At 65.4% G+C, this 26,062-nt stretch carries 25 protein-coding genes, 1 tRNA gene and 1 pseudogene; 12 read left to right on the top strand and 15 right to left on the bottom strand.

Annotated elements, in window-relative coordinates; translation table 11 throughout:
- Positions 1-90 precede the first annotated feature (90 nt).
- The 6 genes and pseudogenes from mnhG to QNN98_RS03415 all read right to left on the bottom strand — a co-directional run.
- Positions 91-432, bottom strand: a pseudogene (mnhG, locus tag QNN98_RS03440) (monovalent cation/H(+) antiporter subunit G); the annotation flags it as partial.
- 4 nt (positions 433-436) lie between these two features.
- The gene (locus QNN98_RS03435; protein ID WP_227911771.1) at positions 437-697 is read right to left on the bottom strand and encodes an MrpF/PhaF family protein; all 261 of its coding nucleotides are present in this window, start codon (positions 695-697) and stop codon (positions 437-439) included.
- Positions 694-1,290: a Na+/H+ antiporter subunit E gene (locus QNN98_RS03430; protein ID WP_227911772.1), complete on the bottom strand. Its 597-nt coding sequence runs from the start codon at positions 1,288-1,290 to the stop codon at positions 694-696. Before QNN98_RS03430 ends, QNN98_RS03435 begins: the two co-directional genes overlap by 4 nt.
- Positions 1,287-2,900: a Na+/H+ antiporter subunit D gene (locus QNN98_RS03425; RefSeq protein ID WP_227911773.1), complete on the bottom strand. Its 1,614-nt coding sequence runs from the start codon at positions 2,898-2,900 to the stop codon at positions 1,287-1,289. The genes QNN98_RS03430 and QNN98_RS03425 overlap by 4 nt, the downstream gene beginning before the upstream one ends.
- The gene (locus tag QNN98_RS03420) at positions 2,897-3,382 is read right to left on the bottom strand and encodes a Na(+)/H(+) antiporter subunit C (protein ID WP_227911774.1); all 486 of its coding nucleotides are present in this window, start codon (positions 3,380-3,382) and stop codon (positions 2,897-2,899) included. Before QNN98_RS03420 ends, QNN98_RS03425 begins: the two co-directional genes overlap by 4 nt.
- A complete protein-coding gene (locus tag QNN98_RS03415) occupies positions 3,379-6,429 on the bottom strand; it encodes a Na+/H+ antiporter subunit A (protein ID WP_283996277.1) in 3,051 nt (1,016 codons plus the stop codon). Before QNN98_RS03415 ends, QNN98_RS03420 begins: the two co-directional genes overlap by 4 nt.
- 207 nt (positions 6,430-6,636) lie before the next feature.
- On the opposite strand from QNN98_RS03415, the gene QNN98_RS03410 reads away from it, so the two are divergent.
- The gene (locus QNN98_RS03410; RefSeq protein ID WP_227911776.1) at positions 6,637-8,016 is read left to right on the top strand and encodes an MFS transporter; all 1,380 of its coding nucleotides are present in this window, start codon (positions 6,637-6,639) and stop codon (positions 8,014-8,016) included.
- Here the strand turns inward: QNN98_RS03410 and dcd are convergent.
- The gene (dcd, locus tag QNN98_RS03405) at positions 8,013-8,627 is read right to left on the bottom strand and encodes a dCTP deaminase (RefSeq protein ID WP_227911777.1); all 615 of its coding nucleotides are present in this window, start codon (positions 8,625-8,627) and stop codon (positions 8,013-8,015) included. The genes QNN98_RS03410 and dcd overlap by 4 nt on opposite strands.
- A gap of 22 nt (positions 8,628-8,649) precedes the next feature.
- The gene (locus QNN98_RS03400; protein WP_227925477.1) at positions 8,650-9,504 is read right to left on the bottom strand and encodes a tryptophan 2,3-dioxygenase; all 855 of its coding nucleotides are present in this window, start codon (positions 9,502-9,504) and stop codon (positions 8,650-8,652) included.
- Positions 9,505-9,572: 68 nt separating this feature from the next.
- Here QNN98_RS03400 and QNN98_RS03395 point away from each other — a divergent pair, with 68 nt between their 5' ends.
- The 11 genes from QNN98_RS03395 (at position 9,573) to QNN98_RS03345 (ending at position 18,889) form a co-directional block, all read left to right on the top strand.
- Positions 9,573-10,061 (top strand): SseB family protein, encoded by a 489-nt coding sequence (locus QNN98_RS03395; protein WP_283996276.1) that lies wholly within the window; start codon positions 9,573-9,575, stop codon positions 10,059-10,061.
- Positions 10,062-10,250: 189 nt separating this feature from the next.
- Positions 10,251-11,267: a M4 family metallopeptidase gene (locus tag QNN98_RS03390; protein WP_283996291.1), complete on the top strand. Its 1,017-nt coding sequence runs from the start codon at positions 10,251-10,253 to the stop codon at positions 11,265-11,267.
- A complete protein-coding gene (locus QNN98_RS03385; protein WP_227911780.1) occupies positions 11,264-11,572 on the top strand; it encodes a protealysin inhibitor emfourin in 309 nt (102 codons plus the stop codon). The genes QNN98_RS03390 and QNN98_RS03385 overlap by 4 nt, the downstream gene beginning before the upstream one ends.
- A gap of 76 nt (positions 11,573-11,648) precedes the next feature.
- A tRNA-Gly gene (locus QNN98_RS03380) sits at positions 11,649-11,719 on the top strand.
- Between the two features lie 88 nt (positions 11,720-11,807).
- Positions 11,808-12,269, top strand: coding sequence for an aspartate 1-decarboxylase (gene panD / locus QNN98_RS03375; protein WP_283996275.1), 462 nt, complete (start codon positions 11,808-11,810; stop codon positions 12,267-12,269).
- A 9-nt stretch (positions 12,270-12,278) separates the two neighbouring features.
- A complete protein-coding gene (locus tag QNN98_RS03370) occupies positions 12,279-13,205 on the top strand; it encodes an AEC family transporter (protein ID WP_227925481.1) in 927 nt (308 codons plus the stop codon).
- 174 nt (positions 13,206-13,379) lie between these two features.
- The gene (locus tag QNN98_RS03365; protein ID WP_227925486.1) at positions 13,380-14,702 is read left to right on the top strand and encodes an extracellular solute-binding protein; all 1,323 of its coding nucleotides are present in this window, start codon (positions 13,380-13,382) and stop codon (positions 14,700-14,702) included.
- On the top strand, positions 14,699-15,661 hold the full coding sequence (locus tag QNN98_RS03360) for a carbohydrate ABC transporter permease (protein WP_227911784.1): 963 nt from the start codon (positions 14,699-14,701) through the stop codon (positions 15,659-15,661). Before QNN98_RS03365 ends, QNN98_RS03360 begins: the two co-directional genes overlap by 4 nt.
- Positions 15,661-16,503, top strand: coding sequence for a carbohydrate ABC transporter permease (locus QNN98_RS03355; protein ID WP_227911785.1), 843 nt, complete (start codon positions 15,661-15,663; stop codon positions 16,501-16,503). Before QNN98_RS03360 ends, QNN98_RS03355 begins: the two co-directional genes overlap by 1 nt.
- Before the next feature lie 38 nt (positions 16,504-16,541).
- Positions 16,542-17,798, top strand: a complete 1,257-nt coding sequence (locus tag QNN98_RS03350) for an ABC transporter ATP-binding protein (RefSeq protein WP_283996274.1) — start codon at positions 16,542-16,544, stop codon at positions 17,796-17,798.
- A 113-nt stretch (positions 17,799-17,911) separates the two neighbouring features.
- A complete protein-coding gene (locus tag QNN98_RS03345; protein ID WP_283996273.1) occupies positions 17,912-18,889 on the top strand; it encodes a hypothetical protein in 978 nt (325 codons plus the stop codon).
- A 1-nt stretch (position 18,890) separates the two neighbouring features.
- On the opposite strand, the gene QNN98_RS03340 is transcribed toward QNN98_RS03345, so the two are convergent.
- The 7 genes from QNN98_RS03340 to QNN98_RS03310 form a co-directional block, all read right to left on the bottom strand.
- Positions 18,891-20,852 carry an NHL domain-containing thioredoxin family protein gene (locus tag QNN98_RS03340; protein ID WP_283996272.1) on the bottom strand — a complete coding sequence of 654 codons (1,962 nt, stop codon included), beginning with the start codon at positions 20,850-20,852 and terminating at the stop codon, positions 18,891-18,893.
- Positions 20,852-23,071 carry a bifunctional copper resistance protein CopD/cytochrome c oxidase assembly protein gene (locus QNN98_RS03335; RefSeq protein WP_502864558.1) on the bottom strand — a complete coding sequence of 740 codons (2,220 nt, stop codon included), beginning with the start codon at positions 23,069-23,071 and terminating at the stop codon, positions 20,852-20,854. Before QNN98_RS03335 ends, QNN98_RS03340 begins: the two co-directional genes overlap by 1 nt.
- 124 nt (positions 23,072-23,195) lie before the next feature.
- Entirely contained in the window at positions 23,196-23,480 is a 285-nt protein-coding gene (locus QNN98_RS03330) for an HU family DNA-binding protein (protein ID WP_269437355.1), read from the bottom strand.
- Between the two features lie 302 nt (positions 23,481-23,782).
- On the bottom strand, positions 23,783-24,088 hold the full coding sequence (gene rpsN, locus QNN98_RS03325) for a 30S ribosomal protein S14 (RefSeq protein ID WP_227902692.1): 306 nt from the start codon (positions 24,086-24,088) through the stop codon (positions 23,783-23,785).
- A 2-nt stretch (positions 24,089-24,090) separates the two neighbouring features.
- Positions 24,091-24,258 (bottom strand): 50S ribosomal protein L33, encoded by a 168-nt coding sequence (rpmG, locus tag QNN98_RS03320; protein ID WP_013602737.1) that lies wholly within the window; start codon positions 24,256-24,258, stop codon positions 24,091-24,093.
- Positions 24,258-24,494 carry a 50S ribosomal protein L28 gene (gene rpmB, locus QNN98_RS03315; RefSeq protein WP_146360594.1) on the bottom strand — a complete coding sequence of 79 codons (237 nt, stop codon included), beginning with the start codon at positions 24,492-24,494 and terminating at the stop codon, positions 24,258-24,260. Before rpmB ends, rpmG begins: the two co-directional genes overlap by 1 nt.
- Positions 24,495-24,868: 374 nt before the next feature.
- Positions 24,869-26,011, bottom strand: a complete 1,143-nt coding sequence (locus QNN98_RS03310; RefSeq protein WP_283996271.1) for a glucose-1-phosphate adenylyltransferase family protein — start codon at positions 26,009-26,011, stop codon at positions 24,869-24,871.
- Between the last annotated feature and the right edge of the window lie 51 nt (positions 26,012-26,062).

Below are 26,062 nucleotides of genomic sequence, written 5' to 3'. Positions count from 1 at the left end.
CGGTTCCTCCTCGCCGGGATCATCGTCCACGCGCGGGTCCTCGTTTTCGTCCTCGAGCGCCTCCGCCTCAGCGTCCTGGAGCAATCGCTGGGCGCGCTCGACGACGTCGTCCAGTTCGTCGATCACGAGCAGTTCCGGCCGCAGGTGCTTGGTGCGGTACCCGGCCCGGCCCACCATGTGCGCGGAAACAGGTGCCGTCAGCAGCATAAAGATCCATGCGACGGCCAGGACCGGCAGCAGTTTCCAGCTGCGGAACTCCACGGCCATGGCCAGCAGGAAAAGCAGCAGGCCGAGGACCTGCGGCTTGGACGCAGCGTGCATGCGGCTGAGCAGGTCGGGGAAGCGGATCAGGCCGATGGCCGCCGCCAGGGACATCAGTGCCCCGCCGAACATCAGGACAGCGACAATCGCGTCGTACACGGTTTCGTCCATGGCCCTACCGCCTGTCCGTCACGAAGCGCGCAACCGTTACCGACCCGATGAAACCGACCAGGGAAATGGCGACCAGCAAGGCCAGGTAGTCCAAGTTGCGGTAGACGATCATGTCCACGGCCAGGGCGCCGCCCACAATGGCCAGCAGCACGTCCGAGGCAAGCACCCGGTCCAGAATCGACGGCCCGCGGGCAATCCGGTAAATCGCCCCCGCGCCGGCCACGGCCAGCATGAGGCTCACCACCACCACGGCAACGTTCATCATGCCTTGCCTCCAATCTTCCGCTGACGGGTTTCATCACTCTCGGCGCGCAGGGCAGCCAGTTCCTCTTTGGTGCCCATGGTCCGGATCAGCCACGCCTCGGCCTGCAGGACGTCGGCGCGCACCTTCTCCGCCTGCTCAGCCGTGGACACGTCCAGCGCGTGCAGGTACAGGGTGGAGGTGGAACGGTCGACGTCAACAATCAGCGAGCCGGGAATCAGGGACAGTGCGTGGCCCGTGGCCGTGACCAGCAGGTCCGAGCGGCTGCGCAGCTTCACCCCGATCACGCCGTTGCGGATCCGCGGGCCGCGGACAACCGCCAGCCAGAGCACATGGAAACTGGCCTGCACCAGTTTGTAGAAGAACCGGCCGGCAAAGACGAGGCCGTAGAACAGGTTGAACCGGCCGCTGAGCTCCACCGGCGGCAGGTAAAAGATATTCGCCACGATAAACGCGATCACCGTGCCGAAGAGCAGGTTGCCGGCACTGAAATCCTGCCAGAGGGCACCCCACAGGAACACCAGCCAGATCAGCAGCGGCAGTTCCTGCAGCAGCGGGATACGGGCGCGGTTGCGCATGCGCGCTTCCTTCGTCATTGGTCAGCCGCTCCTTCCCCGAGTACCGCTTCGATGTACGGAGTACGTTCCAGCAGGTCCCGGGCGGCACCGTCGCTGAGCGAGAACAGCGGCCCGGCGAGCACGGTCAGGCTGACGCCCAGGGCAACCAGGCCCACGGTGGGATAGACCATGGTGCGCGGCAGCAGGTCCACCGAGTCCCGGTGGGCGAACCGGCCCGTGGTGTGTTCGCTGACGTCCTGCGACTTGCGCAGGCTGGCACCGTCCGGCCCGACGGCCAGCAGGATCGGATCCGGATGGACGGCGTCTTCCGGGGTCCGCCAGAAGGCGCGGTTCCATACCCGGGCCATCACCAGCAGCGTCAGCAGGCTGGTGGCGGCGCTCGCGGCTACCAGGACGTAGGCCAGCGGGGTGCCCAGCTCGACGCCGGCCTGCATCAGGCCCAGCTTCCCCAGGAACCCCGAGAACGGCGGAATGCCGGCCAGGTTGATTGCCGGGATGAAATACAGCACGGCGAGCAGCGGGGAGAGCTTCGCCAGCCCGCCGAGGCGGTCCATGTTGGCCGTCCCGCCCCGGCGTTCAATCAGGCCCGTGACCAGGAACAGCGAGGTCTGCACGGTGATGTGGTGCACCACGTAGAACACAGCGGAGCCGATGCCGACCACGGATGCGACTGCCAGGCCGAACACCATGTAGCCGATGTGGCTGACCAGGGTGAAGGAGAGCATACGTTTGATGTCCGTCTGGGCCAGGGCACCGAGGATACCCACGAGCATGGTCAGCCCGGCCACCACCATCAGCAGCGTATTTATCCGGTCTCCCGGGAACAGCAGGGTCTCTGTCCGCACCATGGCGTAGACGCCCACCTTCGTCAACAGGCCGGCGAACACGGCCGTCACCGGTGCCGGGGCGGTGGGATAGGAGTCGGGCAGCCAGAAGGACAGCGGGAAGACGGCGGCCTTGATGCCGAACGCCACCAGCAGCATCAGGTGCAGCATCAGCTGCGTCGCCGGATCCAGCTCCCCCAGCTTCAAGGCCAGATCCGCCATGTTCACTGTGCCGGTGGCCGCGTAGATCATGGCAATGGCGATCAGGAACAGCAGCGAGGACACCACGCTGACCACCACGTAGGTGACTCCGGCCCGGATTCGCGGCGTGGTGCCGCCCAGGGTCATCAGCACATAGCTGGCCGTCAGCAGGATCTCGAAACCTACATAGAGGTTGAACAGGTCCCCGGCCAGGAAAGCGTTGGAGACGCCGGCCACCAGGATCAGGTAGGTCGGGTGGAAGATCGAAATAGGGCCGTCTTCATCGCCGTCGGCCATACCCTGGCCGGCGGCGTAAATGAGCACGGCGAGGCTGATGGCCGAGGAGACCACCAGCATCAGGGCGGAGAACTGGTCCACCACCATCGTGATTCCGAACGGCGGCAGCCAGCCGCCGAGGTTAACCGCCACGGCACCGGTGTTCCAGACCGAGAGCAGCAGAATCACTTCCAGTGCCAGCGTCACGGACAGGATGCTGACGCTGACCACCCGCTGGGAACGCTGGTGCCGGATCAGGATGAAGGCCAGGGCGGCGCCGAGGAGCGGCAGCACGACGGCCAGGGGCGCGAGGCTTGCTGTAGTCATCGGTTCACCTCCGGGTCCTTCTCTGCGTTGCCGCGTTGGGACCCGGGAGCCTCTTCGGCTTCTTCGGGCGGGGTGAATTCCGTGGTGTCCTCCGGTACATCGGCGTCGTCTTCCGCGTCGAAGCTGCTCTGGCTGGCGACGCGGCGGTCCTCAATGTCGTCCTGGACCTCGTCCTGGCGGCCCAGCACCCAGGACCGGTAAATGATCCCGAGCATAAAGGCCGTCACGGAGAACGAAATGACAATCGAGGTGAGGATGAACGCCTGCGGCAGCGGGTCATTGTAGGCATCTGCGGCCAGGTCCTTGTTGAACATGGGAGCCAACCCTGCCGGGCCGCCGGTTGCCAGCAGCAGGATGTTCGTTGCATTGGTCAGCATGGCCAGGCCAAGCACCACCCGGGTCAGGCTCCGTTCAAGCAGCAGGTAGATGCCGCAGGCGTACAGGGCACCCATCACCAGGAGAAGGGTTATATTCACGGTCACCGGGCCACCTCTTCCTCTTCGGGCCGGGATCCCGTGCCGGGAACACCGTCGAGCCGCTGGCCAAGGTCGATGATCTGCGGTTCCTCCACTATGTCTTCGTCTTCGTCGTCGTCGTCGCCCTCGCTGCGTTCATCGATTTCCGAACCCAGGCTGCGGAGGACATCAAGCACCAGGCCCACCACCACCAGGTACACGCCTATGTCGAAAATCGTGGAGGTGACGAACTTGACCTCCCCAAACACCGGCCAGGAGAACTTGAGGATGGCGCTCTGCAGGACCTGCCCGCCGAAGAACAGGGGAGCGGCAGCGGACAGGGCCGCCAGGCCCAGGCCGCCGCCCAGCAGGGCTCCGGCGCTCACGGGGCTCGCCTCGGCCAACTCGAACCGTCCGCCGGCGAGGTACCGGATGGTCAGCGCCAGCCCGGCCATGAGCCCGCCGGCGAAGCCGCCGCCGGGGGCGTTGTGGCCTGCTATCAGGAGGTAGACCGAGAAGAGGATGACCGAGTGGAACAGCAGCCGGGTAATCACCTCGAAGATGATGGAGCGGCGTTCCGGGGCCAGTGTCCGGCCGGCCACCAGCCAGGCATCCCGTCCCACGCTGGAGAATTTGCGGGCCAGGGCCAAGGTTGCCTGCCGGCGCCCGGTGGAGGCGAACTGCTCCCGGCCGCGGTCCACGGAACCGGAGGCCACGCCCTCGGCGCGGCGGCGCTTATCGCCGCGTCCGCGGACGAAAATCAGGGACGCCAGACCGGTGGCGGCGATGGCCAGGACGGAAATCTCGCCGAAGGTGTCCCAGGCACGGATATCCACGAGGGTCACGTTGACAATATTGGATCCGCCGCCGCCCTCGTACGCCAGCTGCGGGAAGTCCAGGGAGATGGGGGTGGCCACCCGCGACGCCATGGCTGACATCGCGAAGACAATCATGGAGGCACCGAACGCAATGCCCAGCAGGGCCCGCAGGAAACGGTGCCGTTTGGGCTCGCGCTTCCACAGCCGGGCCGGAAGGGACCGCAGGGCCAGCACAAAGGCCACCAGCACAATTGTCTCCACCAGCATCTGGGTCAGCGCCAGGTCCGGGGCCCCCTGGAGGGCGAAAATAAGGGCAATGCCGTAGCCGCTCACCGACACCATCAGCACCGCCAGGAAACGCTTGCTGGCGCGCGCTGCGGCTACCGCACCGATGATGACGGCAGCACCGATCACGGCCTGCAGCGGGTTGTCGAACCAGCGGAAGCTCTCGGGCATGGGCGCGGAGCGGAGGATGAGCGCCGAAAGGGGCGTGAGGATCGCCATGATGAGGATGACGAACAGGTAGAAGGTGAGCGAACCGCGCTGCGTGCGGCCCGTGACCCAGACGGCGACGTCGTCCAGCACACCGATGGCGCCGCGGTAGGAGCGCTCAGCGTCAATCGGGGAGGCAACGTCCCGCTGGAAGGACTCCATTTGCCGGCGCAGCAGGAACAGTGCTGTACCGCTGGCCAGGGTCAGCACGGTCAGTCCCAGTGCCGGGGTCAGCCCGTGCCACAGGGCCAGGTGGGTCGGTTTCCCGTCCGCCGGGAAGAGCCCGGCATAGGAGGACACCACCGAATCCAGCGGGGCCGGCCACAGTCCGAAGACCACGGTGGCGGCGGCCAGCACGGCGGGAGCCCCCAGGAAGGACCAGGGCACGGCCTTGAACGGGGTGGCAGCACAGCCGTTCTTGACGGCGAACGCGCCCCACACAAAGCGGGCGCTGTAGGCGAAGGTCAGGATGGAGCCGGCGACAATGCCGGCCAGCAGCAGCCAGGCCGCAAAGCTGCCCTGCTGTTCGCCGTAGTGCACGAAGGTTTCGTAGATGGATTCTTTCGCCACGTAGCCCAGCAGCGGCGGCACACCCGCCATGGACGCGGCACCGATCACGGCGACTACGCCCAGCTTCGGTGCGGCCCGGAAAATTCCGGAAAGCTTGCGGATGTCGCGGGTGCCGGCCTTGTGGTCGATGATCCCGACCACCAGGAAGAGCGTGGCCTTGAAGAAGCCGTGGGCCAGCAGCATGCCCATCCCGGCGACGGCTGCTTCCCGGCTGCCCAGGCCAACCACCAGGGTCAGGAAACCGAGCTGGCTCACAGTGCCGTAGGCGAGGATCAGCTTGATGTCGTACTGCCGCAGGGCACGCCAGCCGCCCAGCAGCATGGTGGCCAGGCCCAGCACCAGCACTATGGGGTGCCAGAACGCGGTTTCGGAGAAGCCGGGAGCAAGCCGGGCGGTCAGGTAGATGCCGGCCTTCACCATGGCGGCGGCATGCAGGTAGGCACTGACCGGAGTGGGTGCGGCCATCGCGGCGGGCAGCCAGAAGTGGAAGGGCAGCAGGGCTGACTTGGACACGGCGCCCACCAGCATCAGGGCGACGGCGACGTTGACCAGCATGCCCGAGCCCACCAGTTCCGGTGCCTGCGCCATGATCTCGGAGATCCGGTAGGTATGCGCGGCGGAGCCGAGCATGATCATGCCAACCAGCATGGCCAGGCCGCCGAAGGTGGTGACGATCAGGGCCTGCAGCGCTGCCCGGCGGGCGGAGAGGCGCTGGGCCGCGTACCCGATGAGCAGATAGGACAGGATGGTGGTCAGTTCCCAGAAAATGAACAGCAGGATCAGGTCATCTGCCGTCACGAGGCCAAACATGGCTGCGGCAAAGGCCAGCAGCTGGGCCCCGAAGGATCCCATCTTCGGATCATTGGGGCGGAAGTACCGGGCGCAGTAGAAAAGGACCAGCGCACCTACCCCGAGGATCAGGATGGAGAGCACGGCTGACAGCGTGTCCATCCGGAAGGCCAGTTCCACCTGCAGGTCCGGAATCCAGGGGATGGCCACGGACGGCGGGGCGTTGGGGGCTCCCGAGGCGAGCGTCTGGTTGGCGCCGGTGTACTGCGGGAACGTGGCCATCAGCCAGGCGAACGCAGCCGCGGGGAAGGCGGCAAGCACGTAGAACGCCGACCGGCCAGCCTTCCGGAAAAATACGGGCGCAACCAGTGCCACCGTAAACATAACGGTGAGCACAAAAAGCACTATGATCTCCCGGACTCTCTCGTCGATTGTGCAGCGCTAAAGGCTGTAGTGATCGCTGTAGTTATCAAGGGGGCGGTCAAGGTCGTACATACATTCTACCCATGGCATACACATCCCTTCCTATTCGGGTCCGCCGGCGCTACACCCAGCAACCGCACGGCGGCGTGGAATGCCGGGGAAAATGCCGGTTGCCGTTAGGCTCTGCGCATGAGTGTCAGAACACATAAAGAGCCTGCGGGGGCGGCGCCCGCTTCCAAAGCCGCCCGGTGGAAGCAGGTAGCGGCATGGGCCGCCTGGGACTGGGGCTCGGCGTCCTTCAATGCGGTGATGACCACTTTTGTCTTCACCGTCTACCTGACCTCCAATGCCTTCGGGGACACGGATGACAACTCCGCGGTGCTCGGCGCAGCGCTGGCCGTTGCCGGCGTCGCGGTCGCGCTGCTGGCACCCATTACCGGACAGCGGTCCGACGCCGGCGGCCGGCGCCGCACCTGGCTCACCGTCAACACGCTGCTGACCTGCGTGCTGATGGCGGCGTGCTGGCTGGTGCTGCCCTCCCCCGATTATTTGATCCTCGGCGTGGTCCTGATTGCAGTGGCCAACCTCTTCTTCGAATTCGCCGGCGTGAACTACAACGCCATGCTGAGCCAGGTGTCCACTCCCGCCTCAGTAGGCAAAGTCAGCGGGCTCGGCTGGGCCATGGGATACGTGGGCGGCATCGCCGCGTTGGCCCTGGTGCTGGTGGGCTTTGTCCAGCCGGAGGTCGGCTGGTTCGGCGTCACCTCGGAGAACGGCCTGAACCTGCGCTCCGTAGCCCTGTTCTCCGCGGTATGGTTCCTGCTCTTCGCGCTTCCGCTGATGTTCGCGGTTCCGGAGGTTCCGCGGCAGGACGCCGTGGCGCGGATCGGTTTCCTGGCCTCCTACAAGCTCCTGTTCCGGCGCATCAAGGCCCTGTACAAGACCGACCGGCACACTATTTACTTCCTGCTGGCCAGCGCCGTCTTCCGTGACGGACTCGCTGCCGTGTTCACCTTCGGCGGCGTGATCGCTGCGGGAACATTCGGCTGGGAGCTCTCCGAGGTGATCATGTTCGCCATCTTCGGCAACGTAATTGCCGCCGTCGGATCCGTGATCGGCGGTTTCCTCGATGACCGGGCCGGACCCAAGCCGGTAATCATCGGGGCCCTCATCGGGCTGATCCTGGCCGGCACCGCCGTTGTGGTGCTGGGACCGGGGAACCAGGACATGCTGGGGCTGCAGTGGAGCGGGGACACCACGTTCTGGATCTTCGGCCTGCTGCTGTGCCTGTTCGTAGGCCCCGCACAGGCTGCCTCACGTGCGTTCCTGGCACGGCTGGCACCTGTTGGCAAGGAAGGGGAACTCTTCGGGCTCTACGCCACCACCGGACGGGCCGTCAGTTTCCTGGCCCCCACCCTGTTCTCCGCCTGCATCGTGATCTTCGGTGCCCAGCGCTACGGCATCATCGGCATCGTGGCCGTGCTGCTGCTGGGACTGCTGGTCCTGCTTCCGGTCCGCTCCCCCGGCCCCCGCACCCGGTCCGGAGACCGGGCGGGGCAGGCAGGCTAGGAAGCGGCGGCTTCCGCCGCGGCGCCGTCGGTTCCGCCGACGTCGGTGCGGTGGAAGTTGAGGTGGCTGCGCGACGCCGTCGGGCCGCGCTGGCCCTGGTAGCGGTTGCCGTACCGGCCGGAGCCGTAGGCGTACTCAGCCGGGGAGCTGAGGCGGAAGAAGCACAGCTGGCCAATCTTGGACCCGGGCCACAGCTTGATCGGCAGGGTGGCCATGTTGGAGAGCTCCAGCGTCACGTGGCCGGAGAAGCCCGGGTCGATGAAGCCGGCGGTCGAGTGCGTGAGCAGCCCCAGCCGGCCCAGGGAGGACTTGCCTTCCAGGCGGGCGGCAATGTCGTCCGGCAGGGTCACCTGTTCATAGGTGGAACCCAACACGAATTCGCCCGGATGCAGGATAAAGGGCTCGTCCGGGTCAACTTCCACCAGCCGGGTCAGCTCAGACTGGTCCAGCGAGGGGTCGATGTGGGCGTACTTGTGGTTGTCGAAGAGCCGGAAGAAGCGGTCGATGCGCACATCAACGCTGGAAGGCTGGACCATCGCGGGGTCATACGGGTCCAGGGCAATCCGGTTCTCGGCAATCTCGGCTCGGATATCGCGGTCAGAAATCAGCACTCTTCAAAAATAGCGCATGCCCCTAGCGGCCGATTTCAGTGCGCACCGCGTACAGCTCGGGGAAGAACGTCAGTTCCAGCGCCCGGCGCAGGAAGCCGGCACCGCTGGAACCGCCCGTGCCCCGCTTCATGCCGATAGTCCGCTCCACGGTCTTGAGGTGTCGGAAACGCCACAGCTGGAAGTTGTCCTCCAAGTCCACCAGTTCCTCGCAGGCCTCATAGATGTCCCAGTTCGCTTCGTGGTTCTCATATACGTACTTGAAGATCTCCAGCAGTGATTCGTTGTAGACGTGGGCCTTGCGGACGTCCCGGTCCAGCAGCGCCGGGTCCACGGCGTAGCCCCGGCGGTGCAGGCAGCGGATGAACTCGTCATAGATGCTGGTCTGGGTCAGCAGCCCTGACAGCAGCGCCTGTGCTTCCGGATCTGCCTGGAAGACGGCGATCATGGCCTCGTTTTTGTTGCCCAGCAGGAACTCCACGGCCCGGTACTGGTAGGACTGGAACCCGCTGGAAGCACCCAGGTCGCCGCGGAACTGCGCGTATTCGGACGGGGTCAGGGTGGCCAGCACCGACCACTGCTCGGTCAGCGAGCGCTGGATGTGCTTGATCCGGGCAATTCCCTTCATGGCCGAGCGCAGGTCATCCTCCTGCAGCCGCGTCCGGACGGCCAGCAGTTCGTGCAGGACCAGCTTCAGCCACAGCTCGGAGGTTTGGTGCTGGATGATGAACAGCATCTCGTCATGGTGCTCCGGCCGGCTCACCGGATGCTGGGCCGAGAGCAGCTGGTCCAGGGCGAGGTAGGACCCGTAGCTCATCTTGTCGCTGAAATCGCGTTCAATGCCGGGCTCGAGGCTGCGGGTGTTCTCATTGCGTTCCATGCCCACCACGGTAACCGGCGGATATGCCAGACTTGGGTTTTTGCCCCCGATCTTCCCAAGGAGTTTCCATGGAACCGGACAACACCCCAGAAATCCCGGCGATGCCGCTTGCCCATGAGGATGCACCGGCCCCCGGCGCAGCACTGGAAGAGGCCATCACCGCTGGCCGTGAAGGACGGCTCAGCAACCGTGAAGTAATGTCCGTCATCTGGACCTCGGAGCTGCTCAGCGTGGGACGCCTGGCCAAGGAGGATGACCCGGCCACCTTCCAGGCCGTGGTCCTTAAAGCCCCGGACGCGGAGTACTCGGTGGCAGCAACCTTCACGTCCGCCGACCGGATTCCGCAGCAGCTGCGCGAAGCGGCTCCCGTGGTGGTGAAGGCCAGTGGTGAGGCGACCATCCGCAGCATCGCCCCGGGATACGGCATGTCGGTCAACCCCGGCCATGAGGTGGGACTGGAAATCGGTCCGGACGTTGTTGCGTCCCTGGTCGCAGCGTCCGAACTGGCTGATGAAGATGCAGACGGTTCGGATCGGCAGGGGTCAGCGGAGGGCTAAATCCGGGCCGGACGGACCCGAATTAGGCGGATTGGGTTGCGTTACGGCCATTTGATGGTCATTTTGCGGTACTAGCCCTTGCAGTGTCGGTGGTGGAGCCTACGCTTGGGAACCTCACAACAGATGGAGGGCTGTACCGTGACCAAGCCGAGCGTTACTCATTCGATCTGTTCCATCGTTCCGCCCTATATGCTCAAGCGCCTCGCTGCGGCCGACGACCCTGCCCGGGCGACGGCGGCCGCGGCGGCACGCCACACCCTCACCGCCGAATCAAATATCGCTGCGGTCCGCTCGATCCCGCACCAGGTACCCGCCCGGGGAGCGGGAACAGCCTTCGCCCCTTCACTGCGCCGCAGCGTTGCAGACGCCCTCGGCTTGGAGGAACTGCCCGGTACCGTGGTGCGCTCCGAGGGACAGCCGCCCACCTCCGATCCGGCGGTGGATGAAACCTATGACGGGCTGGGCGCCACCTACCGTCTCTTCAACGACGCCTTCGGCCACTCCTCCCTTGACGGCGCGGGCCGCTCGCTGGAGGCAACCGTCCACTACGGACACGACTACGACAACGCCTTCTGGGACGGTTCCCGGATGGTGCTCGGCGACGGAGACGGCGAGGTATTCCAGCGCTTCAGCAAATCCCTCACCGTTATCGGGCACGAGCTGACGCACGGACTGATCCAGTACACCGCCCAGCTCACCTACCAGGACCAGGCGGGCGCCCTGAACGAATCCGTGGCAGATGTCTTCGGTGTCCTGGTGGAGCAGAAACTGCTGGGACAGGAAGCGGCCGAAGCCAGCTGGCTGGTGGGCGCAGGACTGTTTACCGAGCAGGTGGGCGGGCAGGCACTGCGGTCCCTCAAGGCTCCCGGCACCGCCTACGACGACGACGTGCTCGGCAAGGACCCGCAGCCGGGGTCCATGGACGGCTATGTATCCACCACGGCTGATAACGGCGGAGTGCACATCAATTCCGGCATCCCCAACCACGCTTTCTACCTGGTTGCTGCGGCACTGGGCGGGTACGCCTGGGAGCGTGCCGGCCAGATCTGGTTCGACACCATTACGGAGCGGAATTTCCCGCCGGACGCCACTTTCGCGGTCTTCGCCGGAGCCACGATTACCGCTGCCGAAAAACGGTACGGGGCCGGAGCCGAAGAAACTTCTGCTGTGCAGGCCGCATGGAAAGAGGTTAACGTCATGGTATGAGACTGGTTGTAGTGCGCAGCGGCGGCTTCGCGGGCATGCAGCGCACCTGGAGCACGCAGGTCACCCCTGAAGAGGCGCAGGAACGCTGGCTGCCCCTCCTGCAGGACCCGCCCGAAGCCGTGGACGGTGAACCGGACCGCTTCATTTATGAAATCTCGGTGGGTCCGGAGGCCGTCACCATTCCCGAGCGCGAGGTCAAGGGCCGGTGGCGTGAACTCGTTGAGCGGGCCCGCAGCGGCGGTCCGGACGACTCCGCTGCTGCGCAGGCTTCAGCGCAGGACACCGGTCCCGCACGCGAGGCGTGAGAGCCCCGCACTGCGAATTCGGCAACCGTGCGGTTCCATGTAGAGTTAGGGACTGCACCCGATTCTTCCGGGCGCTGCGGGCGTAGCTCAATGGTAGAGCGCTAGCTTCCCAAGCTTGATACGCGGGTTCGATTCCCGTCGCCCGCTCCCTTTGGGTCCGTTCCGTTCCCTGCCTGTGAGCCCCCGTCAACCCCGGGGCTCGAAGTCCGCCGCAATCGGCGTAGACTTGTCCGCGATGAACCGGAAAATGTTTAAGTCCAAGATCCACCGCGCTACGGTGACCCATGCCGACCTGCATTACGTGGGTTCGGTGACGGTCGACCTCGACCTGCTCGAAGCAGCGGACATCCTGCCCGGCGAGCTGGTCTCGATTGTCGATGTCACCAACGGTGCCCGCCTGGAGACCTACACCATTGCAGGCGAGCGGGGCTCCGGCGTGCTGGGCATCAACGGTGCCGCCGCCCACCTGGTGAACGTAGGCGACACCGTCATCCTGATTACCTACGCCGACATGACCACCGAAGAAGCCCGCAGCTTCGTGCCCACCGTGGTCCACGTGAATTCCGCCAACCGCATCCTGGAGCTGGGCACCGATCCGGCCGAAGCAGTCACCGAGGGCACCGAGCGTCCGCCGCTCGCCCTGGACAACAGCCAGCTCACGGGCGACAACGTGAGCCCCGCCGCCCAAGCGGGATAACAGCTTCGGGTGCTGGGGGTACTCACCGGATTCGCCGTTGTATGGATCATCATCCTTACCGGCTATGCCATCGGCCGGCTCAAGGTACTGGGCGACAATGCCCAGACCGTCCTGAGCCGGCTCGCTTTTTTTGTTGCCTCCCCCGCACTGCTGCTCACCACGCTCAGTGACGCGGACCTGCCCACGGTTTTCTCCCTGCCGCTGCTGGTGGCTGCCGCCAGCGCCCTGGCCACCGGCGGACTGTACGTCCTCGCCACCCGCTGGTGGCTGCGCCGGCCGCTGCCGGAAACGCTGGTGTCAGCCATGTCCTCGTCCCTGGTCAACGCGGCGAACCTCGGACTTCCAATTTGTGTTTATGTCCTTGGCGACGCCGCCTACATTGCCCCGGTGCTGATTTTCCAGCTGGCCTTCTTCACCCCGTTTTTCCTGATGATGCTTGATTCCGCCACCAGCGGGCGGCGCACCTCGGTGGCAGTCTTCGCCGGACAGGTGATCCGCAACCCGATTGTGGTGGGCTCGCTTATCGGCCTGTTCCTGGCCGCCACCGGCCTTCGGCTGCCGGAAATCATCCACGAGCCGGTGACCCTGATCGCCGGCGCAGCGGTGCCGGCCATGCTGCTGGCCTTTGGCCTGTCCCTGGTGGGCTCGCGTCCGCTGGATGCCGGCGGTGGGCGGCGTGCCGACGTGATCCTCGCTTCGGGCTTCAAGCTGCTGCTGCAGCCGATGCTGGCCTACCTGCTGGCCCGCTTTGCCCTCGGCATGGAAGGCCACCTGCTCTTCGCCGTCGTCGTTACGGCAGCCCTGCCCACGGCCCAAAACGTCTTTGTGTCCGCCTCGCGGTATGGCGAGGGGGTGCTGGTCGCGAAGGACACCGTCCTGCTTACCACCGTCGCTTCCCTGCCCGTCCTGGTGCTGGCCGCTGCCCTCCTGACCTGAGGTTCTACGCGCTTTGGCACGTTTCTTTGTGGCGTAAATTACTATCTAGGCCTATGGTCAAAGCACTTGCTGCTTAGTGTTTGCTGGGAGTCAGTCCTAGAGTTCGTTTGCAAGTCACAGCCACGTGGGCCGTACTGCAGCCCGCGCCTACAACGAGGTGGAGGCACAGTACCGATGCCAAAGGATGCAAGACACTGGGGGCGCACCCGGAAAGGGGCCCGGGCCGCTGTCGGCGTTGCCTTGGCACTCGGCGCGACCCTCCTGACCGGCTGCGGCACCGATGAGGGCGCAGCACCCACTCTGACCTGGTACATCAACCCGGATGCCGGCGGCCAGGCGGAGCTGGCCAAGCAATGCACCGAAGCATCCGGCGGTGCCTACACGATTGAAACGTCCCTCCTGCCCAACGATGCTGCGTCCCAGCGGGAGCAGCTGGCCCGGCGCCTGGCCGCCGGCGACAAGAGCATGGACATCATGAGCCTTGATCCGCCCAACGTGCCCGAGTACGCGGAACCGGGCTACCTTGCCCCGGTGCCCGCCGACGTCGCCGAGCGCACCACCCAGGGCGTCCTTGAAGGCGCCCTCGCGGGCGCAAAGTGGAAGGACGAAGTGGTGGCCGTGCCGTTCTGGGCCAACACGCAGATCCTCTGGTACCGCAAGTCGGTCGCTCAAGCTGCGGGGCTGGACATGAGCAAGCCGGTGACCTGGGACCAGATCATCGAGGCCGCCAAGAGCCAGGACAAGTACATCGGCGTCCAGGGCGCCCGTGCCGAATCAATGACGGTCTGGGTCAACGCACTGGTGGAATCGGCCGGCGGCACCATCGTGGAGAACCCGGACGCCCCGGCCGATGAACTCAAGCTCGGCCTGGACACCGAAGCGGGCAAGCAGGCAGCAGAGGTGGTCTCCACCATCGGCAAGGAGGGCCTCGGCGGGCCCGGGCTGCCCACCCAGACGGAAAACACGTCCATGATCCAGTTCCAGGGTGACCAGGGGTCCTTTATGGTCAACTACCCCTTCGTCTGGCCGGCCACCAACGCGTCGGTGGAAGAAGGGGCCCTGCCGGACACGCTGATCGACGACATTGGCTGGACCCTGTATCCGGCCATGACGGAAGGCGAGGATACCGCGCCTCCGCTGGGCGGCATCAACCTGGGTGTGGGCTCGAACAGCCAGCACCCTGACCTTGCCTACCAGGCCATCGAATGCATTGTCTCCCCGGAGAACCAGGCACAGTACTTCGCCACCAACGGCAACCCGCCGTCCAATGAAGATGCCTACAACGACCCCTCGGTTACGGAAACCTTCCCGATGGCACCCACTATCCGGGACTCCCTGGAGCTGGCCAAGCCGCGGCCCCAGACCCCGTACTACAACGAAATCTCCACCGGCATCCAGCAGACCTGGACACCGCCGAGCGATGTAAACCCGGATTCCACACCGGCCACCAGCCAGGAGTTCATCATCGAGGTCCTTAGAGGGGAGAAACTGCTGTGAGCACTTCCGTCGAAGCAGCCCGGGAAGCCCCGGCACCTACCCGTCCCGTCAAGCAGCCCCTCAGCGACAGGGCCAAAGCCGAACGCCGGCTGGGCCTGTGGCTTGCCGGGCCCGCGTTCGTCATCATGCTGGCCGTCACGGCCTACCCCATCCTGCTGGCCCTGTGGGAATCGCTGTTCAAGTACCGCCTGACCGCGCCTGCCGACCGTGAGTTCGTGGGGCTGGGCAATTACGCCACCATCCTTTCGGACGGCCTGTTCTGGCGGGACCTCGGCGTCACCGTCCTGATCACGGTCATCACCGTGGTTGTGGAACTGATCCTCGGCTTTGCCCTGGCCCTGGTCATGAACAGCGCCCTGAAGGCCGTCCGCGGCTGGCTGCGGACCGCCATCCTGGTGCCGTACGGCATCATCACCGTGGTCTCCGCCTTTGCCTGGTTCTACGCCTTCGACATCAACTCGGGCTACATCAACAGCTGGTTCAGCTGGGTGCCGGGCATCGACGCGGACCTGAACTGGTTCGCCGACACCTGGACGGCGCTGTTCGTCATCATGGCATCGGAAATCTGGAAGACCACACCGTTCATTTCACTGCTCCTGCTGGCCGGCCTGGCGCAGGTGCCCGGAGAACTGACCGAAGCGGCCGAAGTGGACGGCGCAACCTGGTGGCAGCGCATGTCCAAGGTCATCATCCCCAACATGAAGGCCGCCATCATGGTGGCGGTCCTGTTCCGGGCACTGGACGCGTTCCGCATTTTCGACAACGTCTACATCATGACCAACGGCGCCTACGGCACCGAGGTGCTCTCGCTGTTGGCCTACCGGACCTCCATCACACGCCTGGAGATCGGCATGGGTTCGGCAGTATCGGTCCTGCTGTTCGTCTGCGTGATCATCATCTGCTTCATCGCCATCAAACTGTTCAAGGTGGACCTTACCGGTGCACGAGGGGGTAACTAGTGAAATCCTCACCAACCAAGCGGCGGTGGATCTGGGGCATCATCTCGGTGCTGGTCATCCTGTACGCGCTCTTCCCCGTCGCCTCTATCTTTGCGACCTCGTTCAAGCTGCCGAGCGACCTGACCTCCGGGACGTTCCTGCCCAACACCTGGTCAACCACCAACTACGAGCAGATCCTGGTCGGCGACGCGCAGGGCCTGTTCCTGAGTGCCCTGCGCAACTCCATCGGCATCTGCCTCATTGCCACGTTCGTCGCCGTCATCCTGGCCACCCTGTGCGCGTACGCCATTGCCAGGCTGGATTTCCCCGGCAAGCGCCTCGTGCTGACCACGGCACTGGGCGTATCCATTTTCCCGGTGATCTCCATCGTGACCCCGCTGTTCAACCTGTGGCGCAACATCGGCCTCTACGACACCTGGCTCGGGCTGATCATTCCCTATCTGTCCCTGACCCTGCCGATCTCCATCTGGACCCTGGCAGCGTTCTTCCGGCAGATCCCGTGGGAACTGGAACAGGCCGCCCAGGTGGACGGTGCCACCACGTGGCAGGCGTTCCGCAAGGCCATCGTGCCGCTTGCGGCGCCCGGCGTCTTTACGACGGCGATCATCGCGTTCTTCATTGCGTGGAACGACTTCGTGTACGGCATTTCGCTGACCTCCACCGAAGCAGCCCGGCCGGTTCCCGCCGCCCTGGCGTTCTTCACCGGCGCTTCCCAGTTCGAGGAGCCCACAGGAGCCATTTCGGCGGCGGCCATCATCGTCACCATTCCCGTAGTTGTCCTGGTGCTTGCGTTCCAGCGCCAAATCGTCTCCGGCCTAACCCAGGGCGCCGTCAAGGGCTAGGCCCTTCGGCACCCGGATGAAAGAAAAGGATCCCAACCATGGCATCTATTACCCTTAACCACCTCGTCAAGAAGTACGGCGACGGTTTCCCGGCCGTCAACGACGTCAGCCTGGATATTGCCGACGGCGAGTTCGTCATCCTTGTGGGCCCGTCCGGCTGCGGCAAGTCCACCCTGCTGCGCATGATCGTGGGCTTGGAAGACATTACCTCCGGCGACCTGCTGATCAACGGCCAGCGCGTCAACGACAAGGCGCCGCGGGACCGCAACCTGGCCATGGTCTTCCAGAACTATGCCCTGTACCCGCACCTGACCGTGTACGAAAACATTGCGTTCCCGCTGCGCCTGAACAAGGGCAAGTACAACGACGAGCAGGTGAAGAAGCTCGTCACCGATGCCGCCGCCACCCTGGAACTGACCGAGCACCTCGACCGCAAGCCGGCCAACCTCTCCGGTGGGCAACGGCAGCGGGTGGCGATGGGACGGGCCATTGTCCGCCAGGCCGATGCCTTCCTGTTCGACGAGCCGCTTTCCAACCTGGACGCGAAACTGCGCGGCCAGATGCGCTCGGAGATCTCCCAGATGCAGCGCCGGCTGGGCGTAACCAGCATCTATGTGACCCACGACCAGACCGAGGCCATGACCCTCGGGGACCGGGTGGCAGTGCTGAAGAAGGGCATCCTGCAGCAGGTGGCATCCCCGCGGGAACTCTACGAACAGCCCATCAACCTCTTTGTGGCCGGGTTCATCGGCTCCCCGTCCATGAACTTCCTGCCCGCCACGCTGGAGAACGGGGTGCTGCGCACCGCCGTCGGCGATATCCGTATTCCGGAAGAGAAGGCAGCCAAGGCAGCAGGCAAGAAGGTTGTCCTGGTCGGTATCCGCCCGGAGTTCTTCGAGGATGCGTCGCTTGTGGAGGGACACAAACTGGAGCACGGCTCCACCTTCACCGCGCCCATCACGCACACTGAGTGGCTGGGCAATGAGCAGTACGGGTACATCCACTTCGATCCCACGCCCGAGGTTCGTGAACTGCTGGACGCCCTGGCGCGGGACATGGACGCCGACGAGCTCCGGCCGCAGGTGGTGGTCACCCTCGACGCCGCCAGTAGGATCCGCGGCGGCCGCGACGCCGAACTGTGGCTGGACACCCGCAAGGTACATCTCTTCGATCCCGAGACGGGCGAAAACCTCACCCGGGATGCCGCCGCCGGTGCGGAGCTGACCGAGGAAGCCAACGCCGCCCGTGCCGAGGAGATTGCCGCAGCACGCGAGGACGTTCCCGCCGCGTCCTGACCTCCCACTGCCCCCGCAGGGCTGCATAAGAGCGCTGCGGCAGCGCCTGACACGTTGGCCGGACCGGGGAACCGATCCGGCCAACGCTGCCTCGGGCAGGTAACGTAATACCGGTGCAGGGAACATCACCGGTAATCAAGGCAGTGGCCAGTTGGCTGCTTGCCCTCATGCTCACCATTGCGGCCGCCGTCGTCGCCGTCTACTTCGTGAACGCGAAGGCGTACGGCCCCGAACACCAAATCCGCGCCTATCTGCAGACGGTGGCCGACGGCGAGGGCGGGCAGGCCCTGGGGCTCCTCCACGCCTCGGTCCCCGAGGCCAATGCCGCACTGCTGGACAACGATGGACTCCGTGCCTCGGTCAAGGGCCTGAAGGTGCTGGAGGTCGGCGAACCCGAGGACCTCGGCGAGGACCGCGTCCAGGTTCCGGTGCGTTATGCGTACGACGGCACGGAGGGCACCACCGGGTTTGTCCTCGAGAACGCCGGAAAACACTGGATGTTCTTCGACACATGGGAGTTTGTCCCGTCAGCCCTGCCCACGGTGCAGGTCAATGCCCCCGCACTGCGGGAAGCGAACCTCAACGGTGTACGGGTAACGCTGCCCGAGGGCGTGAACACGTTTGCCGCTTTCCCCCTCTCGCGGGTGGCGGCCTCCTATGAAAGCCCGTATCTGGCGGCCCCCGAGCAGCACACGGTGGTGACCGCGGAGTCCGAGGAACAGCTGAATCTGGCCCCCGAGGCCACCAAGGACCTGATCTCCAAGGTGGACACCAGCATCCGCGCGTTCCTGGACGAGTGCACCGCCGCGGACCGCCTGGCTCCCCCGGGCTGTCCGTTCTACCACTTGACCAACAACCGGGTGGACCAGCCCATCAAGTGGAGCATTGCGCAATACCCCCAGGTAAAGCTGACGCAGACCGAGGGCCGCTGGGTCCTGAGCCCGCTGACCGGCACGGCCCGGGTCACGGCCACCCAGATCGACCTCTTCACCGGAGCCAAGAGCCCGCTGGTGGCCGAGGAGGGCTTCACCTTCAACGCGGCCCTGCGGGTGGACGGCGAAGAGGTGTCCGTCACCCCCCAGGTGGACTGACTTAGTCCAGGCCGCGCAGGTCGAGGACCAGCGCGGACTCGCCGTCGGCCTGCACCTCAACCGGGATTCCCCAGTCCTGCTGGTACATGTGGCACGCAGCGTGGTCGGGGATTTCACCGCCGGGCTCGCCGTCGCATGCCGCCGCGCGGGCGGTGATGTGCAGGACTCCCCCGCTCACCTGGTCCGACAGCACGATCTCGCGGGTCAGGCCGGTGGCCGTGCCGCCGCCGGAGACCAGCAGCTCCTCCGGGGAGGCGGAAATCTTCAGCTGCGTGGGGTCGCCCCAGCGGTCATCCAGCTTCTGCCCCTTGGGGGCGGCGAAGCGGATGGTCAGAGCCAGGGGGCCGGCAGCCACGGCGGTCTTGGGCCGCTGCGTCTGGCGGGCACCTTCGTCCACGGACTGGGCGTCCTTCGGGATGGGCAGGCGGACCAGCTGGTGCCGGTTTGCTTCGACCACAATCAGCAGCGGCTCGGTGGAACTGCTGTCCACCAGGACGTCCGACGGCTCGGCCAGTCCCCGGGCCAGGGTGGAGACGGTGCCCGTGGCCGGATCATAGCGGCGCACGGCGCCGTTGTAGGTGTCCGCCAGGGCCACCGAACCGTCCGGCAGCACCGCCACGCCCAGCGGGTGCTGCAAACGGGCCTCGGACGCCTCGCCGTCGCGGAACCCGAAGTCGAACAGGCCGGCGCCGACGGCGGTGTCCACCTGAACGCTGCCGTTGGCGTCCACCGTCAGCCGGCGCAGGGCCGAGGTTTCAGAGTCGGCCACCCAGATGTTTCCGTCGGCGTCCTCGGCCAGTCCGGAGGACTGGGCGAACCAGGCCTCCTTGGCTGCGCCGTCGAGCAGTCCTTCCAATCCGGTGCCCGCCAGCACGGTTACCTCGCCGGTCGCGGGGTCGAAACTGAAAATCTGGTGCGTACCGGCCATGGCCACCACCAGGCGGCCGAGCTTCGCGGACCAGACGAGGTCCCACGGAGAGGACAGCGAAACATTCAGCGGATCAGCGCCAAGCAGGTCGGAAGCATCTGCCGGAACACTGCCTGCCCCAGCCGCGTCCTCTGCGGTGGCCGCCTCGGCGGCACCGGCCTTGGACTGGTTCCCGGCGTCCAGCAACCGCTGCACGCCGTTGCCGGCCAGCGTAGTGACCGTTCCTGCTGCCATATTCACCCCGCGCAGGCGGTGGTTCACGGTGTCCGCCACAACGACGTCGTACCCGGCCTGCGCAGCCACATCGGCGGGCAGCAGGGCCACGCCCTGGGGCTCGTTGAAGCGTGCCGCGCCAGCGTCGCCGTCGCGCCATCCCTTGGTGCCCTCGCCGATCACGCGGCGGACCGTGGCCAGGTCGGCTTCAAGCTCCACCAGCCGGTGGTGGCCTGTGTCGGCCACCAGGAAGGTGCCGCCGGGCAGGGCGGTTACCTTGCCCGGGAAGCGCAGGTCTCCGGCGGAGGGCTCTGCGGGCACGTAGGGACCGTCGCCGCGGTGCAGCGTCCCCTTGGCCTCATGCTCGGCCACAAGCTCGGCTACGAGCGATTCCAGGCCCGCTGCGTGGCCCTCGCCGGACAGGTGCGCCACGATGTAGCCCTCGGGGTCCAGAACTACGAGTGTGGGCCATGCGCGGGCGGTGTAGGCCTGCCAGGTCAGCAGCTCGGGGTCGTCCAGGACCGGGTGGTGGATGTCATAGCGCTCGACGGCCGCGGCCAGGGCCACCGGGTCCGCTTCGTGCTCGAACTTGGGTGAGTGGACTCCCACCGTCACCAGCACGTCCGAGTACTTCTCCTCGAGGGGCCGCAGCTCATCCAACACGTGCAGGCAGTTGATGCAGCAGAAGGTCCAAAAATCCAGCAGCACAATCTTGCCGCGCAGATCCTCCAGGTTCAGCTGCCGGCCGCCGGTGTTCAGCCAGTTCCGGCCCTCCAGCTCGGAGGCCCGCACCCGGTATCCGGCACGCACGGTTTCAGTCATTAACGATCTCCTTGGTCCTGGGTCCTGGCATCATGCTGGGCCAGTGTTGCAAACATGTTGTTGTAAGCAGTGAGGTCGGCGTCATTATTCCGCTCGGCCGCACGGTCGGAACGCCGCGTCTCCCGTGCGTCGCTCTTGGACCACTGGTAAGCGACCCCGATGGCGACGAAAAGCGTGGGGATTTCACCGATGCCCCACATCAGGGACCCGCCCAGCTGCTGGTCTGCCAGTGCCGACAAACCCCACTCCCGGGCCATGTTGCCGAAGTAGGAGGCCTGGATGAGCGCTGTGCCGCCCATCACTGCCACGCCGAAGAACGCGTGGAAGGCCATGGTGGCCAGCAGGATGACCAGCCGCAGCGGGTACGGCGCCCGGGCGGGCAGCGGGTCGATGCCAATCATGGTCAGGATGAAGATGTAGCCGGTGAGCAGGAAGTGCAGCACCATCAGCTCGTGGCCCACGTGCTCGCGCAGGGCGAAGCCGAACAGGTCCGAGTAGTAGAAGATCACAATGGACCCGGCAAAGTTCACGGCCGCGAAGATGGGGTTGGTGATGATCTTCGAGTAGCGCGAGTGCACTCCGATCAGGATCCATTCCCGGATCCCGCGGGTGCCGTCCCGGCGCGGGGCCAGGGTCTTGAGCGCCAGGGTCACCGGCGCACCAAGCACCAGGAACAGGGGCACCACCATGGTCAGGGCCATGTGCCCCAGCATGTGGGTGCTGAACAGGACCATGCCGTAGACCGCAGGCGCCCCGGAGGTGATGTAGGCCAGGGCCACCAGGCCAATAAGCCAGCACGCGGTGCGCAGCACCGGCCACTTGTCTCCGCGGCGGCGCAGTTTCACCGCACTAATCAGGTACGTCACGGCCAGGGTGAGGATAATCGCCACCCACAACCAGTCCGGCCGCCATTCGGTCAGGTACCGCTCCGAGGTCAGTTCCGGGGGCAGGTCGTATCCGGTGAGGATGCGTGCCGGCGACGCGTCCGTGGGCAGTTCTTCCGAGCGCGGGGGTGCGGTGCGGCCCAAGGCCACCGCCACGCCGGACACGGCGCCCATGATGGCCAGTTCCACGGCCACCAGCTGCCACAGCACCCGCTGCGCGGACAGGTCCCCCTTGGAACCGGCCACGGCCGTTGCTCCGGCGGTACCGGGCGTGCGTGCCGGGTTGGAGCCGGCAAGGCGGGGAATGATCCAGCGGCGGTGCATCAGTCCCAGCAGGCCCAGCAGCAGGGTCAGCGCAGCCTTGGTTAGCACCAGGGCGCCCCACCGGCTGCCGAGCTGGTCCAGCGAGGTGATCCGCAGCGAGGCGTTGACGACGCCGGAGAGGAACACCAGTGCGAAGGCGAAGCCGGCCAAGGCGGAGAACCGGGTCAGTACGACGCCGGTGATGGAACCGAGCTGCCGCGAAACAACGGCCAGCACAATGATCCCGCCGATCCAGAGGCACACACCCAGCAGGTGCAGGCCAATGGAGTTCACAGCCGCGCTGTGGTCGTCACCGCCGGCCGAGTGGCCAATCAGGGCGGTGGGCAGCAGCGCGCCGACGGCAAGGATCAGGGTGAAGGCCAGCATGCCCAGGGAACGTACGCCGAACGTCAGTGCAGTGACGACGGCGGCAATAATGCTGATCGCCAGCCAGGCCCGGCCGGTGGAGAAGTCCGTGAGGAAGGAAGCCAAGCCGTCGGTGTACCCGGAGCCGGCGCTGAGCGGAAGGCCGGAAACGTCCGAGTACGTGAACACCATGACCGCCAGGGCGGACACGGTCCAGAGAATGGCGGCTCCGCTGGCCAGCGTCAGTGTGCGGGTGAACGCGGGATGCTCCGGTTCGGCTGATGCGGCCTGGCCGGTATCGGATTTGCGCGTTCGTTTGAAGTTCAGGTGTTTGGGCACAATAGCCACTGCGAACAGCAGTGAGCCGATCACCGCCGCCATGGAGATGTTCTGTACCGCTTTGGCCGCTGGCAGTGCCCAGCGGGTCAGCGCACCGGGGTCCCCCAGCTGCGAAGCCCCGGCTGCGCCTGTGAAGAGCAGCGCGGAGGCGAGGGCAATAAAAACGAGGGCGCCGGCAGCCGCCAGCCAGCCGGTCCGCACCGCGCCAGCGTCAGCGTTCCCGCCGTCCGCTGCGCTTGGATCATTCCCGGTGCGCGGCTGCGGGCGCAGGTCAGCGCCTGCAGAGCGGGCGGTGGAGGTTTTGGCAGATTTTGGCACAGTACCCATTCTCTACCCCCGGTAAAAATAGGGCCAATCATTGTTGTCACCCTCACGGTGCGCCCGGACGCAGAGAGGGCCGGCATCATGGATGCCGGCCCTCTGTACGCTGCGGCTTAGGCCGCTGCGGATGCTACTTCTTGGAGACAGCGGCCTTCAGCTTGGAGCCGGCGGTCAGCTTGACGCTGTGGCCTGCCGGGATCTGGATGGTTTCGCCGGTCTGCGGGTTGCGGCCCGTGCGTGCAGCGCGGTCGGTGCGCTCAACTGCGAGCCAGCCCGGGATGGTGATCTTCTCGCCGTTGGAAACGGAGGTTGCGAAGATGTCGAAGACGGCATCCAGCACGCCGTTGACTGCGGTCTGGCTGTTGCCGGACTTTTCTGCAACTGCGGCAACAAGTTCACTGCGGTTCATAGCCAATTTATGTCCTCCTGGACTCTGGGGTATTTCGTGCGGAAACGCGGATGCGAAACCGCCGCTGTTCGAAAACTTACCAGCTTGGACCCCCAACTCCGGCAAAAACCCCTGCATTCAGCGGATTTTTCCGGTTTTTCGAGCCGAAAAAGGCCAATTTCGGCTGGCCGGACCACCAACTCGCGTCCCCGGCCTCCTGCGTGATACCGTCCCGCGCCCCAGCTGGTACAGCGCGGCCCTGAAGCCCAATTAACAGCAAAAAGGGCGACCCCTTCAAGGGGCCGCCCTTTTTGGCGGTAACGCAGTGCTTACCAGCTGGACTTCTTGATGCCCGGCAGTTCGCCTGCGTGGGCCATGTTGCGGAAACGCACACGCGAGATACCGAACTTCTGGAGGGTACCGCGGGGGCGGCCGTCAATCTGGTCACGGTTGCGAAGGCGGACCGGGGAAGCGTTGCGCGGGAGCTTCTGCAGGCCGAGGCGTGCAGCTTCGCGGGCTTCGTCGGTAGCGTTTTCGTCTACCAGGGTCTTCTTCAGTTCGAGGCGCTTTGCAGCGTAGCGCTCAACAACGACCTTGCGCTGCTCGTTGCGGGCAATCTTGGACTTCTTTGCCATTCTTAGCGCTCCTCACGGAATTCGACGTGCTGGCGGATCTTGGGATCGTACTTCTTCAGAACCATACGATCCGGATCGTTGCGACGGTTCTTGCGAGTTACGTAGGTGTAGCCGGTGCCCGCAGTGGACTTCAGCTTGATGATCGGACGTACGTCCTTATCCTTAGCCACTACAGCTTCACACCCTTCGCGATCAGGTCGGTAACAACAGCGTCGATGCCGCGGATGTCAATCGTCTTGATGCCGCGTGCAGAAACCTGCAGCGTCACGTTGCGGCGCAGGGACGGAACCCAGTAGCGCTTCTTCTGAATATTCGGGTCGAACCGACGCTTGTTGCGGCGGTGCGAGTGCGAAATGCTGTGACCAAAGCCGGGGATGGCTCCGGTTACCTGGCAGTAAGCTGCCATGATCTCTCCTCCAGTTGTAGTAAATATGACGGTCCTCAAAAAACAGACACAAGGCCAAAGCGCCTAAGCACCTGCCATAAAGAGCGTCCCGCCACCAGTTTTGACACCGTTATTACTGCGACTTTCCGGAGGTTGACCTGGCGGGGTGAGATCCAGCCGAAGTGCCTCGCCGCGGGGAAGACGGTGAAGTTCAGGTAGCCGAACGGGGAAACCCGGCTCGACAGCCCTCAATTCTAGGTTTATACGGGTGGCCGCGCAAATACTCCTCCGCCCGCGCGGGGCAGGCAGATTAACATACGCACGACTTAACGCCTCTCCATCCTAGGGCCAACGGGCGTTTCGTTCAAACTCGCAGCGCTCCCGGGTGCCGGGTATCACGACGACGGCGGATCGACCTTTGAATCCCGTCCCACCACTGCCACGCCGTTTTCCGGATCCTGCTCCGCGCCGTCGAGTTTGCGTCCCTGGCCGATCACCGTTCCGGAGTCCACCACCAGGTTGGCGATACGGGCGCCGGAGCGGACCACCACATCCTCCAGCAGGACGCAGGAGTCGACTTCCGCCCCGGCTTCCACCACTGCGCCGGCGCTGAGCACGCTGCGCCGCACCGACCCTTCCACCCGGGACCCGGGGGCCAGGAGGCTGCTCTCGACCCGGGCAACCGGGCCTGCAAAACCGGGCAGCCGGCGGGGGCTGGCGGAGAGCATTGGCCACTGCTGGTCATCGAAATCCAGTCCGCGTCCGTCAATCAGGTCCATGTGTGCCTGGTGGTAGCTGCGCGGGGTGCCCATATCCCGCCAGTAGCCCGGCAGCCGGTGCTCCACCACCTTGGCGTTTTCCACCAGGTAGGGAATGAGCTGGTCCCCGTAGTCTTCGAGCTGCCCGTCCCGACGCACCAGCTCGTCCAGGGCATCCAGGAGCACATCGGCGTCATAGAGGAAGATCTCCGCAGCCACCAGATCCGACTTGGGGTCCTCGGGCTTGTACTCGAATCCGGTGACCGTCCCGTCCGATACCTCCACCACCCCGTGGTCTCCGGGATTGTCGTTGGCCAAAGTGGTGACGACGGTCAGCGCCGCCCCGCTCTCCTGGTGGGTGTCTACAACCTCGCGGTAATCCAGCCGGTACAGGTGGTCGGCGCTGAGGACCAGGACCAGGTCCGGATCGAATTCACGCATGTAGTCCGCCTGCCGGTACAGGGCGTCCGCGTTGCCCTGGGCGAACCCTTCGCCCTCGCCGCCCTGGAACGGCGGCAGCACCCGCAGTCCGCCGTTGGTACGGTCCAGGTCCCAGGGCCGGCCGCTGGCCAGCTGGTCATTAAGTGACTGGGGTTTGCACTGCTCCACAATCCACACGTCGCCGAAGCCGCTGTTGTGCACGTTGGAAAGGGAAATGTCGATCAGGCTGTAGGAGCCGGCCACCGGCATGGCCGGTTTTGCCCGGTGTCCGGTCAGGCTCCCCAGCCGGCCGCCGGTGCCGCCGGCCAGGATTACGGTCAGGATTCGGGGTACGCGCATGCTTTTGTGCCTCTCGTCGTGCCGTGTTCGGTACTTTCCACGCTAACAACC

It is taken from the genome of Arthrobacter sp. zg-Y1143, from assembly GCF_030125565.1.
Classification (GTDB): Bacteria; Actinomycetota; Actinomycetes; order Actinomycetales; family Micrococcaceae; genus Arthrobacter_B.
Note: the sequence above shows the minus strand (reverse complement) of the source record. Positions and strands in the feature narration are given on the sequence as shown.

Bases quoted from the DNA above. Each gene is read 5' to 3' on its own strand.
- QNN98_RS03425 (WP_227911773.1), bottom strand. From the start codon at position 2,900: ATGACTACAGCAAGCCTCGCGCCCCTGGCCGTCGTGCTGCCGCTCCTC.
- QNN98_RS03395 (WP_283996276.1), top strand. From the start codon at position 9,573: ATGGAACCGGACAACACCCCAGAAATCCCGGCGATGCCGCTTGCCCAT.
- QNN98_RS03390 (WP_283996291.1), top strand. From the start codon at position 10,251: ATGCTCAAGCGCCTCGCTGCGGCCGACGACCCTGCCCGGGCGACGGCG.
- QNN98_RS03340 (WP_283996272.1), bottom strand. From the start codon at position 20,852: ATGACTGAAACCGTGCGTGCCGGATACCGGGTGCGGGCCTCCGAGCTG.
- QNN98_RS03310 (WP_283996271.1), bottom strand. From the start codon at position 26,011: ATGCGCGTACCCCGAATCCTGACCGTAATCCTGGCCGGCGGCACCGGC.
- rpmB (WP_146360594.1), bottom strand. From the start codon at position 24,494: ATGGCAGCTTACTGCCAGGTAACCGGAGCCATCCCCGGCTTTGGTCAC.
- QNN98_RS03410 (WP_227911776.1), top strand. From the start codon at position 6,637: ATGAGTGTCAGAACACATAAAGAGCCTGCGGGGGCGGCGCCCGCTTCC.
- QNN98_RS03435 (WP_227911771.1), bottom strand. From the start codon at position 697: ATGATGAACGTTGCCGTGGTGGTGGTGAGCCTCATGCTGGCCGTGGCC.
- rpsN (WP_227902692.1), bottom strand. From the start codon at position 24,088: ATGGCAAAGAAGTCCAAGATTGCCCGCAACGAGCAGCGCAAGGTCGTT.
- QNN98_RS03430 (WP_227911772.1), bottom strand. From the start codon at position 1,290: ATGACGAAGGAAGCGCGCATGCGCAACCGCGCCCGTATCCCGCTGCTG.
- panD (WP_283996275.1), top strand. From the start codon at position 11,808: ATGAACCGGAAAATGTTTAAGTCCAAGATCCACCGCGCTACGGTGACC.
- QNN98_RS03335 (WP_502864558.1), bottom strand. From the start codon at position 23,071: ATGGGTACTGTGCCAAAATCTGCCAAAACCTCCACCGCCCGCTCTGCA.
- QNN98_RS03365 (WP_227925486.1), top strand. From the start codon at position 13,380: ATGCCAAAGGATGCAAGACACTGGGGGCGCACCCGGAAAGGGGCCCGG.
- QNN98_RS03400 (WP_227925477.1), bottom strand. From the start codon at position 9,504: ATGGAACGCAATGAGAACACCCGCAGCCTCGAGCCCGGCATTGAACGC.
- QNN98_RS03385 (WP_227911780.1), top strand. From the start codon at position 11,264: ATGAGACTGGTTGTAGTGCGCAGCGGCGGCTTCGCGGGCATGCAGCGC.
- QNN98_RS03350 (WP_283996274.1), top strand. From the start codon at position 16,542: ATGGCATCTATTACCCTTAACCACCTCGTCAAGAAGTACGGCGACGGT.